The 13,907-nt window shown below is 73.0% G+C and carries 10 protein-coding genes; 2 read left to right on the top strand and 8 right to left on the bottom strand.

Features of this window, described 5'->3' with window-relative positions; translation table 11 throughout:
- Nucleotides 1-19 precede the first annotated feature (19 nt).
- The 6 genes from EAD98_RS17240 to EAD98_RS17215 all read right to left on the bottom strand — a co-directional run bounded on the left by EAD98_RS17240 (nt 20) and on the right by EAD98_RS17215 (nt 7,118).
- Nucleotides 20-496 (bottom strand): heme-degrading domain-containing protein, encoded by a 477-nt coding sequence (locus tag EAD98_RS17240; RefSeq protein ID WP_121655078.1) that lies wholly within the window; start codon nt 494-496, stop codon nt 20-22.
- Nucleotides 497-589: 93 nt separating this feature from the next.
- A complete protein-coding gene (locus EAD98_RS17235; protein ID WP_121655077.1) occupies nt 590-2,050 on the bottom strand; it encodes an SDR family oxidoreductase in 1,461 nt (486 codons plus the stop codon).
- Between the two features lie 173 nt (nt 2,051-2,223).
- A complete protein-coding gene (locus EAD98_RS17230; RefSeq protein ID WP_121655076.1) occupies nt 2,224-3,129 on the bottom strand; it encodes a siderophore-interacting protein in 906 nt (301 codons plus the stop codon).
- 29 nt (nt 3,130-3,158) lie between these two features.
- Nucleotides 3,159-5,261, bottom strand: coding sequence for an iron ABC transporter permease (locus EAD98_RS17225; protein ID WP_121655193.1), 2,103 nt, complete (start codon nt 5,259-5,261; stop codon nt 3,159-3,161).
- 5 nt (nt 5,262-5,266) lie between these two features.
- Nucleotides 5,267-6,250 carry an ABC transporter substrate-binding protein gene (locus EAD98_RS17220; RefSeq protein ID WP_121655075.1) on the bottom strand — a complete coding sequence of 328 codons (984 nt, stop codon included), beginning with the start codon at nt 6,248-6,250 and terminating at the stop codon, nt 5,267-5,269.
- A gap of 34 nt (nt 6,251-6,284) precedes the next feature.
- Nucleotides 6,285-7,118, bottom strand: a complete 834-nt coding sequence (locus EAD98_RS17215) for an ABC transporter ATP-binding protein (RefSeq protein WP_121655074.1) — start codon at nt 7,116-7,118, stop codon at nt 6,285-6,287.
- 218 nt (nt 7,119-7,336) lie between these two features.
- On the opposite strand from EAD98_RS17215, the gene EAD98_RS17210 reads away from it, so the two are divergent.
- Nucleotides 7,337-8,770 (top strand): NAD(P)/FAD-dependent oxidoreductase, encoded by a 1,434-nt coding sequence (locus tag EAD98_RS17210; RefSeq protein ID WP_199723443.1) that lies wholly within the window; start codon nt 7,337-7,339, stop codon nt 8,768-8,770.
- Nucleotides 8,771-8,833: 63 nt separating this feature from the next.
- Nucleotides 8,834-12,013 (top strand): BTAD domain-containing putative transcriptional regulator, encoded by a 3,180-nt coding sequence (locus EAD98_RS17205; protein ID WP_121655072.1) that lies wholly within the window; start codon nt 8,834-8,836, stop codon nt 12,011-12,013.
- A 34-nt stretch (nt 12,014-12,047) separates the two neighbouring features.
- On the opposite strand, the gene EAD98_RS17200 is transcribed toward EAD98_RS17205, so the two are convergent.
- Nucleotides 12,048-12,875: an ABC transporter permease gene (locus tag EAD98_RS17200; RefSeq protein ID WP_121655071.1), complete on the bottom strand. Its 828-nt coding sequence runs from the start codon at nt 12,873-12,875 to the stop codon at nt 12,048-12,050.
- The gene (locus EAD98_RS17195; protein WP_121655070.1) at nt 12,872-13,852 is read right to left on the bottom strand and encodes an ATP-binding cassette domain-containing protein; all 981 of its coding nucleotides are present in this window, start codon (nt 13,850-13,852) and stop codon (nt 12,872-12,874) included. Before EAD98_RS17195 ends, EAD98_RS17200 begins: the two co-directional genes overlap by 4 nt.
- Nucleotides 13,853-13,907 lie beyond the last annotated feature (55 nt).

Raw genomic sequence — 13,907 nt, 5'->3', positions numbered from 1 at the left:
GGTCCGCCGTGGCGCGCGGCTAGTGCTGGATCTTGCGCAGGATGTCGACGACGAAGCGGTGGTCGTCCAACTGCGGAAGGCCGGACACGCCCATCCAGCCGACCACGCCCGTACCGCGGACACGCAGTGGCACCGCGCCCCCGGCAGCCGCGTAGCGGGAGGCCGGCAGGCCGTACTTCTCCGCAAGCGTCGTCTGCTTCTCCTGGCAGAGCCGGGCCACGTACAGCGACGAGTGCTCGAACCGCGTCACCACGCGCCCCTTGCGGCGCAGCCACACGTCGTTGTCCGCCGTGGAGCCGGGCAGGCCGGAGTGGAACAGCTGGCGCCCGGCCCGCCACACGCCCACCGCGATCGGGAGCCGCTGCTCGCTGGCGGCGGCGACGGCCAGCGTCCCCAACTGGTACGCGTCCGTCTCCGACAGGCCCGCGAGCTCCAGCTCGCTCTCCTCGCGCAGCAGCTCGTCCAGCGTGGGCCACGGGTCCTGGTCAGATGGCATGCGTACCGTCTCCTCGTCGAGTGGGCGTACCTGTTGATTGTCGCAAACCCGCTGGTCGTGGCTTCGCCGCGGCGGAGCGGACCGGCGTGGCGGTCACCAGGCGCAGGGGGCGTAGTCCTTCAGGAAGCAGCCGTACAGGTCCTCGCCCTGTTCGCCGCGGACGATCGGGTCGTACACCCGGGCCGCGCCGTCGACCAGGTCCAGTGGAGCGTGGAAGCCCTCGTCCGCCAGTCGCATCTTCGTCGGGTGGGGCCGCTCGTCGGTGATCCAGCCGGTGTCGACGCTGGTCATCAGAATGCCGTCGGTCAACATCTCCTGGGCGCTGGTCCGGGTCAGCATGTTCAGCGCGGCCTTGGCCATGTTGGTGTGCGGGTGCCCCGGCCCCTTGTAGCCGCGGCCGAACTGGCCCTCCATCGCCGACACGTTCACCACGTACTTGCGGCGGGCCTTCGCGGCGGCCATCGCCGGTCGCAGCCGGCTGACCAGCACGAACGGCGCGGTCACGTTGCACAGCTGCACTTCGAGAAGCTCGACCGGGTCCACCTCGTGCACCCGCTGGACCCAGCTGTTGACCGAGTCGAGGTCCGGCACCAGGCCGCCGGCGTCGATGGCCGTGGACGCCGCGATCCGTTCCGGCGATGCGGAGCCGCTGGTCAGCGCCAGCGCGGTCAACGCGTGCGGGGTGAGCGCCGTCGACTGCGGTCCGGCCGTCAGGCTGCCCGCCCGGGTGCCGTGGCCGTCCGGCTTGGCGAAGGTGATCAGCTCCGGCAGCGGGCCCTCCGGCAGGGCGGCGGCCTCCGCCGCCACGAGCTGCGCGTACGCCCCGGGCGAGCGGCGGACGGTCTGCGCCGCGTTGTTGATCAGGATGTCGAGAGGGCCCTGCTCGGCGACCGAGTCGGCCAGGGCGATCACCTGCGCCGGGTCGCGCAGGTCGATCCCGACGATCCGCAGGCGGTGCAGCCAGTCCGCGCTGTCCGGCATCGCGGCGAACCGGCGGACCGCGTCGTGCGGGAACCGTGTGGTCACGGTGGTGTGCGCGCCGTCCCGTAGCAGCCGCAGCGCGATGTACATGCCGATCTTCGCCCGGCCGCCGGTGAGCAGCGCGCGCCGGCCCGTCAGGTCGGTACGCGCGTCCCGGCGCTCCCGGTTGAGCGCGGCGCAGGACGGGCAGAGCTGGTGGTAGAACGCATCCACCTCGCGGTAGCGCTGCTTGCAGACGTAGCAGCCGCGCGGGTTGTGCAGGACGCCGGCCGTGGCGCCGGCGGTGGGAGAGGCGAGGGGGATGCCCTGCGTCTCATCGTCGATCCGGCCGGGGGCGCCGGTGGCGGTGGCCGCCGTCACCGCGCGGTCAGCGGTCATGATCGCGTCGCGCCGCTCCTCGCGCCGCCGCTGCTTGATCACCTTGTAGAGCTTCGCGGTGGCCCGCTGCACCCGCACCACGTCGGGGTGGTCGGACGGCAGAGCTTCCAACGCCTCGAAGACGCTGAGACAGGTCTCCAGCTGGCTCCGGTCGATCCCGTGCTGACCGATTTCCGTACCGTTGTCCACCGTCATGCGTCTCTGTCTCGTCCCGTTCCCTGCGCCGGTTCCAGCCCGGCCCACCCCAAGTCCGACCCGGAACTGTACGCACCACCCGGCCTCCGATGCACCCCACGCGCCCTGCCCGCCGCGCCGAGGCCGACGTCACAGCGGGCGGGGGACGCTTCGGCGGTGGGCACGGCGACGACTCAGGCCGGGTCGGCGCGGCCGAGCCGCCAGTAGCCCATGAAGGCCACCGCCCGTCGGTCGAGACCCCGCTCGGCGACCAGGTGCCGGCGCAGGGTCCGGATGACGCCGGCCTCCCCGGCGAGCCACGCGTACAGCGGAACCGGCGGCACCTCCTCGGGAACCTCCCACAGGATCTCGGTGTCGACGTCCACGTCCGCGACGGGCTGGGCGGCCCCCGTCGCGTCCCCGGCCAGCAGTTCACCGGCCGCGGCGGCGACGGCCGGCACCAGCCGGCTGCCGTGCCCGTTCGCGCCTCGGGCCAGCCAGCGGACCTCGATTCCCGGGGGAGCGACCAGCGGCAGCACGTCGTCGACGTCGGGCACCTCCAGCAGGACGGTGCCGCGGGCGTCGCGGGGAAGCCGTTCGCAGATGCCGCTGATGGCCGGTACGGCCGTCTCGTCCCCGGCCAGCAGCAGCCGTGCCGCCGATGACGGCCGGAACTCGATGCCCCCGTGGTCACCGTCGTAGCCGGCGTCCGGCCCGAGGATGGCGATCTCGTCGCCGACGCTCACCCGCCGGGCCCAGCGGGTCGCCGGGCCGCCGTCGCCGTGCAGCACCAGGTCGACGTCGACCTCGGCCAGGTGGGACCGGACCGTCCGTACGGTGTAGGTGCGCACCGGATTGCGCAGGTGTTCGGGCAGGGCCCGCCACTTCGCGTACCAGTCCGGTCCGTCCGGCAGGCGTACCTCGCGCTGACCGGGCAGCGGCAGGGCCAACTTGATCCGCTGGTCGTAACCGTTGTCGGCGAAGCGGTCGAGGTCTGCTCCGGTGAAGGTCACCCGGACGAACGACGGGCTCAGCCGGCGTACCGCGCGGACCTCGACGGTGAACAGGCGCCACGGTGCGATGGGCATGGTCTCGGTCATGGTGCCTCTCTGGTGCTCGGTCCGGCCTGCTACCGGGGGTGGTTCGCCACGGCGCGGGAGCGCCACAGCAGCCAGACGAAGTACGGGGTGCCGATCATGGCGGTGACCAGGCCGGCGGGGATCTGGGCCGGAGCGATGAACGTCCGTCCGAGGGTGTCGGCGATGCTGACCAGCGCCGCGCCGAGCAGGGCGGCCACCGGAAGCACCCGGGAGTGCCGGCCGCCCACGAGCGCTCGGGCGGCGTGCGGGGCGACCAGGCCGACGAAGCCGATGACCCCGACGGCGGAGACCGCGGTGGACGTGAGCAGCGCCGCCGCGCCGAGCGCGACCAGCCGGGTGCGCTCCAGTCGGACGCCCAGCACGCGGGGGGTGTCGTCGTCCAGCGTCATCAGGTCGAGTTCGCGCCGGGCGGCGACCACAGCCGGGGTGAGCACCAGCAATGCGATCAGCACCGGGAGCACCTGTGTGGACGTGCGGCCGTAGGTGGAGCCGGACAGCCAGGTCAACGCCTTTCCGGTGTTCCACGGGTCGAAGGCGACGATCAGGTACGTGATCAACGCGGTGCCGCCCTGCCAGGCGCCGAAGCCGATCAGCACCAGCCGGTCGGAGCTGAGCCCGCCGCCCCGCCAGGCAAGGCCGTAGACCAGGGTGAACGCCAGCATCGCGCCGAGCCCGGCGACGCCGGAGACGGCCCACACGCCGGCCAGCGGCACGAAGGTGAGCAGCGCCACCGCGCCGAGTCCGGCGCCGGCGGTGATGCCGAGGATGCCGGGTTCGGCGAGCGGATTGCGGCAGACCGCCTGCACGGTGGTGCCGGCGACCGCGAGCGCCGCGCCGGCCAGGACCGCCGCGGCGACGCGCGGCCACCGCTGGTCCAGCACGAAGGTGTACGCCGGTCCGGTGGTGCCGTTGACCCAGTTGACGAGGTCACCGAGGAGCACCCAGGTGTCGCCGGCGAGCATGCCGACCGTCACGGCGGCGACGGTGACCACGGCGCTGACGGCGACGACGGTGCGGTGGAAGGCCGGGGAGCGGACGGCCGCGTGCCCGCCGGGCGGGCGGCGGGTGGGGCCGGCGTCGCGGTGCCGGCGGGCCAACCAGATGAGGATCGCCGCGCCGAGCAGGGTGGTGACGACGCCGGTGGGAACCTCCACCCCGGCCTGCCCACCCATGATGGCCCGCAGCAGCACGTCGGAACCGAGCACGATGACGACCCCGGCGATGCCGGACAGCGGCAGCAGGATGCGGTGCCGGTGCACCCCGGGCACCACGGGGGCGAGCAGCCGGACGATCACCGGGGCGCACAGGCCGACGAAGCCGACCGGGCCGGTGAGGGTCACCGCCGCCGCGGACAGCAGCACCGCGAGCAGGGTGACGGTGAGTCGCGTACGTCGCACGTCGAGGCCGAGCACGGTGGCGGTGTCGTCGCCGAGGGCGAGGATGTCCAGGCGGTGCCCGAGCAGCACCAGCACGATGAGCGCGCCGACGATCACCGGGGCGAGCTGGGTCAGCGCGACCAGGTCGCTCTGCACCAGCGAACCGTTTCCCCAGGCGAACATACCGATGGTGGCCTGCTCGAACAGGAGCAGCAGCAGGGTGGTCACCGAGCTGAGCGCCAGCGCGGTCGCCGAACCGGCGAGGATGAGTCGGGTGGTGCCCGCCTGTCCACCGGCGGACATCGCCATCACCAGGCCGGCGGCGGCCAGTCCTCCGACGAAGGCGAGTGCGCCGGCCGGCAGCGCGGGCAGCGAGATGCCGAACGCGGCGACGGAGACGATCGCCAGGTGGGCGCCCGCGTTGACGGCCAGGGTGTCGGGGGAGGCGAGTGGGTTTCGGGCGATCGACTGCAACGCGGCTCCGGCGACACCGAGCGCGACGCCGATGGCCAGCCCGGCGAGCAGGCGGGGCAGCCGGGAGGCGACCAGGACGCGGGCCGCCTCGTCGTCGGCGCCGGTGGCGAGCCGCAGCAGGTCGAGGGCGCCGACGCTGGAGGTGCCCTGGGTGAGGTGCACCGCGCCGACCACGAGCAGCAGCAGGATCGCGGCGAGGAAGACACCGACGACGCGGGGCACCGCCAGGCGCCCGCCCGGAGCCGGCCGGGTGGCCGGCTCCGGGCGCGGGGGTGCGATCAGCACGCTCACACCGTGTACGTCTTGACGAGCTGGTCGATGTACTGCTTGCCGGACAGCGGGCCGCCGAAGGTCCAGACACCGTCGGGCATCTTGTGCAGGTTGCCCTGCTGCACGAAGGGCAGCGACTTCCAGATGGCGTTGCCGGCGAGACCGTCAGCGAACACGTCGACGCCGTCGGAGGCGTTGTAGAAGAGGTGCAGGTTCGGGTCCTTGAGGACGCTCATGCCCTCGACGTCGGTCTGGCCGAGGCCCCAGACCTCGTCGGTCTTGCCGGTCCAGGCGTTGGTGAGGCCGAGCTGGATGCCGATCTGGGAGACGAGCGCACCCTGGCCGAACATCCGGATGCTGACGGTGCTGCCCTCCTTCCAACCGTCGGCGATGGCGAACGGGCGGCCGGCGGCGCCCGCGTCGGCGATCTTCTTCTTGCCGTCCGCGATGGCCGCGTCGAAGTCGGCGAGCAGCTTCTGCGCCTCGGTGGTCTTGCCGACCGCCTTGGCGATCATGGTGAGCTCGGTGCGCATCCGGCCGAGGTTGTCCTTGGCGTCGCTGCCCTTGGCGACCACGACGGGGACGTACTTCTCGAGCTGGCTGACCAGGGTGCCACCCCGGTCGTCCTCCATCACCACCAGGTCGGGCTGCAGGGCGACGATCGAGTCGACGCTCGGCTCGCCGCGCGTGCCGACGTCCTTGACGCCCGGGTCGAGCTTGGCGGCGGTGACCCAGGTGCCGTAGCCCTTGGGGTCGGCGACGCCGACGGGCATGACGCCCAGGCTGACCAGCATCTCGACCTCGCCCCACTCCAGGCCGACGACCTTGGTCGCCGGGGCCTTGAGGGTGACGTCCTTGCCGCGGCTGTCGGTGACGGTGACCGGCCCGCCGGCTGCCGAGGCGGAGGCCTCGGGCGTCGCGGCGTTCTCGGTGGTGCCGCAGGCGCTGAGTGACAGCGCGGCCACCACGGCGATGAGGGCGGTGAAACGGGTACGGGTCATGACGATCTTTCTCTGGTACGGATCGGGGGGTCGTTCAGATCAGGGTGCGGGTGAGGTGTCGTCCCACGGGGCGGGTGGTGACCAGTCCGCTGAGCGGATCGGTGCTCACCTCGATCCGGATTCCGTAGGTCTCGGTCAGGGCGTTCTCGGTGAACACCTCGGCCGGGGTGCCGGTGGCGCGGACCCGGCCGTTGTGCAGCAGGACCACCTCGTCGGCCACGGCGGCTGCCTGGTTGAGGTCGTGCAGCACGACGCCGACGGCGACGCCGTGGTCGTCGGCGAGGTCACGGACCAGGTCGAGGATCTCCACCTGGTAGCGCAGGTCGAGGAAGGTGGTGGGCTCGTCGAGGAGCAGGACCGGGGTGTCCTGGGCCAGGCAGGTGGCCAGCCACACCCGCTGCAGCTCGCCGCCGGAGAGTTCGTCGACCGGACGGTCCGCCATCGCGGTCACGCCGGTGACGTCCATGGCGCGGGCGATGGCGACGGGACCGTGCGGGTCGTCCGCCCGCCAGCGTCCCCGGTAGGGGTGGCGGCCGTACCCCACCACGTCGCGGACGGTGACCCCGCTGGGCACCGGCCGGCTCTGGGCGAGCAGGGTGACCCGACGGGCGAACTCCCTGGCCGGCAGATTGGTCGCAGGGCCGCCGTCGGCGAGGTGGACCGTGCCGGCCTCGATCGGGTGCAGCCGGGCCAGGGCGCGCAGCAGCGTGGACTTGCCGCTGCCGTTGGGGCCGACGAGTGCGGTCACCGCACCCCGGCGGAGGCCGATCGCCGCGCCGTGCACCACGGTGACGCCGTGGTAACCGAGGCGGAGGTCGACGCCCGACAGGCTGTGTTCCCCGGTGATCGACACCAGCTGCTCATGCATGAGGTTAGGCTAACCTAACCCCTGGACGATCTGTCAAGACGGTCCTCACCTGCGGATTCCCGCGACCTGCCGACATCGACATCCTTGAACGCGGCCCGATTCGATGCCCGAATGGCGACCCGCCGCATGCCCACGAGAAAATGACGGACTGACTGCGGCGGCTCCGGTGGCTACGGTCGTGGATGCCGAGGTTTCCCGACCACCCGAGGAGTGACCGCATGCCCCCCTCGCCGTCCCGGCTCTTCTCGGAGATAGCGACAGCTGAACGCCCGGCCGAGACCAGGGTCGTCATGCGGCGGGCGGTGGTGCTCGGTGGCAGCATCGCCGGCCTCATGGCGGCGCGGGTCCTGAGTGACCACGCCGACGAGGTGCTCGTCATCGAACGAGATCCGTCCGACGTGGACTCCGGGCCCCGGCCCGGTGTTCCGCAGGGCAGCCAGGTGCACGCGCTGCTGCCCTCCGGCCAGATCCAGCTGGAACGCTGGTTTCCCGGGATCGTCGACGAGGCGCTCGCGCTCGGCGCCCCACCGCCGCCGAGCGACCCGGGCACGGCGAAGATCTTCGTGAACGGCGTGCTGGGGCTGCCGCCCGCACCGACCGGCACCGGTCCGGCGCTGATCACCACGCGTCCGTTCCTGGAGGCGCTGGTGCGGCGGCGGACCCTCGCGATCGACAACATCCGGATGGTGTACGGCCGCGCGGACGGCCTGCTCTTCGCCGACCGGCGCGTCACCGGCGCCCGGTACGTGCCGGACGGCGGCACCGAGCCGATCGTCGAACCGGCGGACCTCGTGGTCGACGCGATGGGCCGGTCCAGTCGGCTCAGCGACTGGCTGGCCGACAACGGTTGGCCGCGCCCGCCGATGCAACGGATGCCGATCAAGCTGAACTACGCGACCGCGCTCTACAAGCAGGACCCGGCGGTCAGCGACACCTGGGTGGTCGTCTACCACACCATGGCCGGCAAGGGCCGGTCCGCCCGCATCGGCGGCATCAACTCGGTCGAGGGAAACCGCTGGATCATGCTGGTCGCCGGCTACGACGAGGACCGGCCCAGCCGCGACGTCGCCGACTTCACCGCCCGCTGCCGCCAGCACTATCCGAAAATGTTCGGCGACATCGCCGAACATGGCGAGATGCTCGGCGGGGTGGTCACGTACCACCAGGCGGACAGCCGACGCCGGGACTTCCACAAGCTCGACCGCTTGCCCGCCGGACTGGTCGCGGCCGGAGACGCGATCGCGTCCTTCAACCCGGTGTACGGCCAGGGCATGACCTCCGCCACGCTGCACGCCTCCTGCCTGTCGGCGTACCTGCGCTCCGATCCGAAGCTGCACGAGGAGCCGGCGCGGGCGTACTTCGAGCAGGTCCGGGTGGTCGTCGACGCCGCCTGGCAGATCTCCACCTCGGCCGACATCGAGCTGCCACACGTCGACGGCCCGTACCCACCCGCGTACAAGGTCACCAAGTGGTTCGGTGACCTGCTCTTCCGGACCTCGCTGGCCGATCCGGTGCTCAACGCCCGGCTGGGCCGGGTCACCACCATGCTCGACCATCCGGCGACGCTGAGCCGGCCCGGCACCCTGCTGCGGGCACTCCGGCTCGGCCTGTTCCGGGGCCGCTCGGGCGCCACCCCGACGCGCACCCCGTAGGGCTGGCAGCGACCACGAGCGGGTTGCCGGCAGGCCGATGCGCGGGTGGGGGATGCTGGGTCCGTGCAGATCACGATCCTCGGCCCGCTCGCCGTCGACGGCCGGCCGGTCCGGGGAGAGCGGCTCGCGGCGGTGGTCCGCACACTCGTCGACGCGCGCGGTCGAGCGGTCTCCACCGCCCTGCTCGTGGACGCCGTCTGGGACGGCACGCCGCCCGACGACGCGACCGGCGCCGTCCAGGCGCTCGTGTCCCGGGTACGCCGTCTCGGGCTGCCCGTGGTCGCGGTGCCGGGCGGATACCGCCTGCCCGCCGAGGAGATCTCCGTCGACGCGGTCGAGGCACGGGCGCTCGTCGAGCGGGGGCGAGCCGTACTCCGGACCGGCGACGAGCCGTCCGCCCGCACCCTGGCCGATCAGGCGCGTGCGCTGTTCCCCGAGGTCCCCGAACTCGTCACCGCGGAGGAGACGCGCCTGTTCGCGGACGTCGCCGCGCTGCGCGCCCAGGCCGCACTCGCCGGCGCCGGGCCGTTCGACGAGGCGGATCTGCGCCGACTCGTGGCGCGTACGCCGCCGGACGAACCATCGGCCGCCCTGCTCGTCCGGGTGCTCGCCGCCCAGGGCCGGGACGCGGACGCGCTGGAGGTCGTCGAGCGACTGCGCGCCGACCTGGCCGACCGGTACGGCACCGACCCGTCGCCGGTGATCACCCAGGTCCATCTGGCGCTGCTGCGCGGCGAGCTCACCACGCCGGCCGTCGTGGCGCCGCCCCGGCCACCGGCGGGGATCGCACTGCCCGCCGCGTGGCGCCGGCCGCTGACCGCCCTCGTCGGTCGGGAGCGCGACGTCGAGACCGTGGGTCGGGCGCTCGCCGAGGCGCCCCTGGTCACGATCGTGGCGACCGGGGGCGCGGGCAAGACCCGGCTCGCCGCCGAGGTGGCGCGGCGCGCCACGACGGCCAAGCGACCGGTCCGCGTCGTCGAACTGGCCGGCCTGCGCTCGCCCGACGAGGTCCTGCCGACCGTGCTCGCGGCCCTCGGCGGGGCGGACACCGCGGCGACCGGCGGCAACCTGGGCCTCGAACGACGGGTCCTCAGCCCCGAGGAGCGGTTGCGCGCCGTGGCGCCGGACCTCGACGGGCTGGTCGTGCTGGACAACTGCGAGCACGTGCTCGACGCGGTGGCCACCGTCGTCGCGGACCTGATCGCGGTGGCGTCGCCGGAGGTCGCGGTCCTCGCGACGAGCCGGGCACCGCTGGGCCTGGCCGGCGAGCTGGTCCACCGGCTGACCGTCCTGCCCGACGCCGACGCGCTCGGGCTGCTCGACTCCCGGGCGAGGGCCGGCGGCGCCGTGCCGACCTGGGACACCACTCGGGCGCTCGCGCTGTGCCACCGGCTCGACAACCTGCCGCTGGCTCTCGAACTGGCTGCCGCGCGACTGCGGCACATGCCGATCGACGACGTGCTCGCCGGGCTGACCGACCGGTTCGCGCTGCTCGACGCCGCGTTACGCGGCCTGCCGGAACGGCACGCGAGCCTGTGGGCGATGGTCGACTGGAGCCGGGAACTGCTCACGCCCGACGATCGCGAGCTGCTCCAACGGCTCGCCGTCATCCCCGGGCCGTTCACCGCGGACCTCGCCGCCGCGGTGGCAGGGACCCCGGACGTACGCCGGGGCCTGGCGACGCTCGTCGAACAGTCCCTGCTGACCCTGGCCGAGGGCGACGACCCGCCCCGCTACCGGATGCTCGAAACCGTCCGGGAGTACGGCGAAGCCCGCCTCGACACCGCCGGTGACCGGGATGCCGCCATGGCCGGCCTGGTCGGGTGGGCCCGGGACAAGGCCGCCGCGCTCGCCGCCCGATTCGTCGGCCCCGGACAGGTCGAGGCGTTCGCCCAGTGCGTCGACGAGCAGGACAACCTGGTCGCCGGCCTGCGCTGGGCGCACGGGCACGACGACGAGCCGGCCGCGGTCGACGTCGCGACCGCGCTGCTGCACGTCTGGACGGTGCGCGGCCTGCACCTTGAGGTCGTCGGGTGGGCACGCGGCCTGTTGCACGCCGAGGACCCCGAGCAGCGGCGACGCTCGGCGATCCTGCACGGCCGGGCCACCGGCCGGCCACTGCCCGACGCCGACCGACTCGCCTGGACCTGCCTGGTGATCGGCGTCAACGCCGGGATCGGCGGCGAGATGCGGCTCGCCGCCCTCTCCCGGCGGGCCCTGCGGACGGTCCTCGCCGAGCGACCCGACGAGGTGTCGCCCCGGCTGACCGCGCTCGCGTCGGCGTTGCCGGGCTTCGACGCGTCCGACCCGGAGCAGAGCATGAAGGCCGCCGGCGAGATGATCGCGCACCCGGACCCGTACGTGCAGGGTCTCGGTCTCTTCGCCCGCGCGGCGGTACGGGAGAACGGCGGCATGCCGGCGGAGTCCATCGCCGACGCCGAGCAGGCGTACCGACGCTTCGAGGTGGTCGGTGACCACTGGGGCATGGCGATGGCGGCGGGCGGCGCCGGTCAGTTCTTCAGCCTGCGCGGGGATGCCCGCTCCGCCGAGTGGCTGGCGCGCAGCGTCCGCCACATGGACCTGATCGGCGCCGCGCAGGACGCCCGATCGATCCGGGTGCTGCTGGACGTGCAGCTCGCCCTGGCCGGTGACGCCGAAGCGGAACGGCGGTTGGGCGAGATGGCGGTACCCGGACAGGCCGAGGAGGTGGACACCGCGCAGGCGCGCCTCGGGCTGGCCCACCTCGCCTGGCAGCGCGAGCGGTACGAGGAGGCGCTCGCCTACGCCGACGGGGTGGTCCGGACCCTGGCCGGGTGGGTCGGGCCGCCGCCACAGGCGCGCGTCGTGCTGCGGGTCGCGGTGTCCGTCCTCTACCTGCGGGTGGAGCAGGCGCGCCCGACCTCGGTGCGGGACGCCGACGCCCGCGCGGTCACGATGCTGACGCTCGCCCGGGACGAGGCGCTGTCCTCGAAGGACCTGCCGGTGATCGGGGCGTGGGCGCTGGGCGGCGCCGAACTCGCGGCGCACCGGGACGAGGTGGCGACCGCTCGGGAGCTGTCCGTGCTCGGGCAGCGGATCGGCACCAACGCCGGCATCCTCTTCCCGCCCGGAAGCGGCGAACGGCTCATCGCCGCCCTCGGGGACGAGGAGCAGCGTGAGCCGTTGCTGGCCGCGTGGCGCGATCGGCCGGTCGCCGCCACCGTCGCCCGGATCCGCGAGCTGATGGACGACCTGCTGGCCTAGTGCCTGTGTCAAAGCCCCTGGCCGGCCTGCTGGCCTAGATCTTCTTTCGGTACGCGCGCAGCGCCAGCGGCATGAACACCGCCACGAAGCCGGCGCACCAGGCCAGGGTCCACCAGACGTGCGAGCCGAGCGGTGTGCCGACGAACAGCCCCCGCACCGCCGCCACCAGGTGGGTCATCGGGTTGACGTCCACGAACGCCTGCATCCAGCCCGGCAGGGTGTCGGCGCTGACGAACACGTTCGACGCGAAGGTCAGCGGCATGATCAGCGCGAACATCAGGCCCTGCACGGCGCCCGGGGTACGCACCTTCATCGACACGTAGACCGGCAGCCAGCTCAGGCAGAGCGCGAACAGCACCGCGAGCAGGCAGCCGGCGATCGCCCGCAGCGGGTCGGTGTCGATCCGGAAACCCATCAGGTAGCCGATCGCGAGGGTCGAGACCGTGACGATCACGTACCGGACGACGTCACCCAGGACCGCGCCGACCAGTGGCGCGGAACGGGGGATGGGCAGCGACCGGAACCGGTCGAAGATGCCCTTGGCGATGTCGGTGTTGAGGTTGACGCCGATCGCGATGGCGCCGGTGGCGATGGTCTGCGCCAGGATTCCGGGCAGCAGGAACTGCAGGTAGTCGTGGGTGGATCCGGTGACCGCGCCGCCGAAGACGTACACGAAGATGACGAGGAACAGCACCGGTTGCAGTGTGACGTCGATCAGCGCCTCGGGCGTACGCCAGGTCTTGATGAGGCTGCGCTTGGCGAGCGCCAGGGAGTGCCGCACGAGCCGCAACGGTCGTGGGTTCGGCACGGCCGTGGAGAGCACGGTGCGCGTCGTGGGTGGTGTGCTGACCAGGGTGCTCATGCCGCGATCTCCTTCAGGCCGGTGGTGTCGTCCTCGGCCGCCGTACGACCGGTGAGGGTGAAGAACACCTCGTCGAGGCTCGGCAGGTGCAGGGACAGTTCGGTGACCGCGATGCCGGCGGCGGCGAGCCGCGCGACGCTCTCGGTGAGGGCCTCGTCGTCGGTGACCGGCACCGCGAGCACGCCCTTGCGGATCTCGTCGGCCTGCGCGCCGGAGCCGACCTCGGACAGGATCGCCGCGACCCGCCCCAGGTGCGCGGGGTCGGACGGCCGGACCTCGAGTGTCTGGCCGCCGACCACCCGCTTGAGCCCTTCGGGTGTGTCGTACGCGATGACCCGGCCGTGGTCGATCACCGTGATCGCGTCCGCGAGGGCGTCGGCCTCCTCCAGGTACTGCGTGGTGAGCAGCACGGTCGAGCCGTTCGTGACCAGCGACCGGACCACGTCCCACATGTCCTCGCGTTTGGCCGGGTCGAGGCCGGTGGTCGGTTCGTCCAGGAAGATCACGTTCGGCGAGCCGACCAGGCTGGCGGCCAGGTCGAGGCGCCGCCGCATACCACCGGAGTAGGTCTTCGCCGGCCGGTCGGCGGCGGCGGTCAGGTCGAACCATTCGAGCAGTTCGGCGGCCCGCCGCCGGGAGCCGTTGCGCCCCAGTTCCAGCAGCGTGCCGAACAGCTCCAGGTTCTGCCGCCCGGTCAGGTCCTCGTCCACCGAGGCGTACTGGCCGGTGAGGCCGATGGTCTGCCGGACCCGCTCGGCGTCGCGTACGACGTCGAAACCACCGATCCGGGCGGTGCCGCCGTCCGGGGCCAGGAGGGTGGAGAGGATGCGCACGGCGGTGGTCTTGCCGGCGCCGTTGGGGCCGAGCACCCCGAGCACCGTTCCGCGGGGAACGGCGAGGTCCACGCCCTGAAGCGCCCTCGTTTTCCCGAAGGTCTTGACGAGGCCCTCGGCCTCGATCACCAGGTCAGCTGTCATGCCGTACAGCCTGCGCGGGCCGCCTGACACGGCCCTGACACGCCACCGACACCGG

Source organism: Micromonospora sp. CV4, assembly GCF_003667455.1.
Lineage (GTDB): Bacteria > Actinomycetota > Actinomycetes > Mycobacteriales > Micromonosporaceae > Micromonospora.
This window is presented reverse-complemented; position numbering and strand designations above follow the sequence as displayed.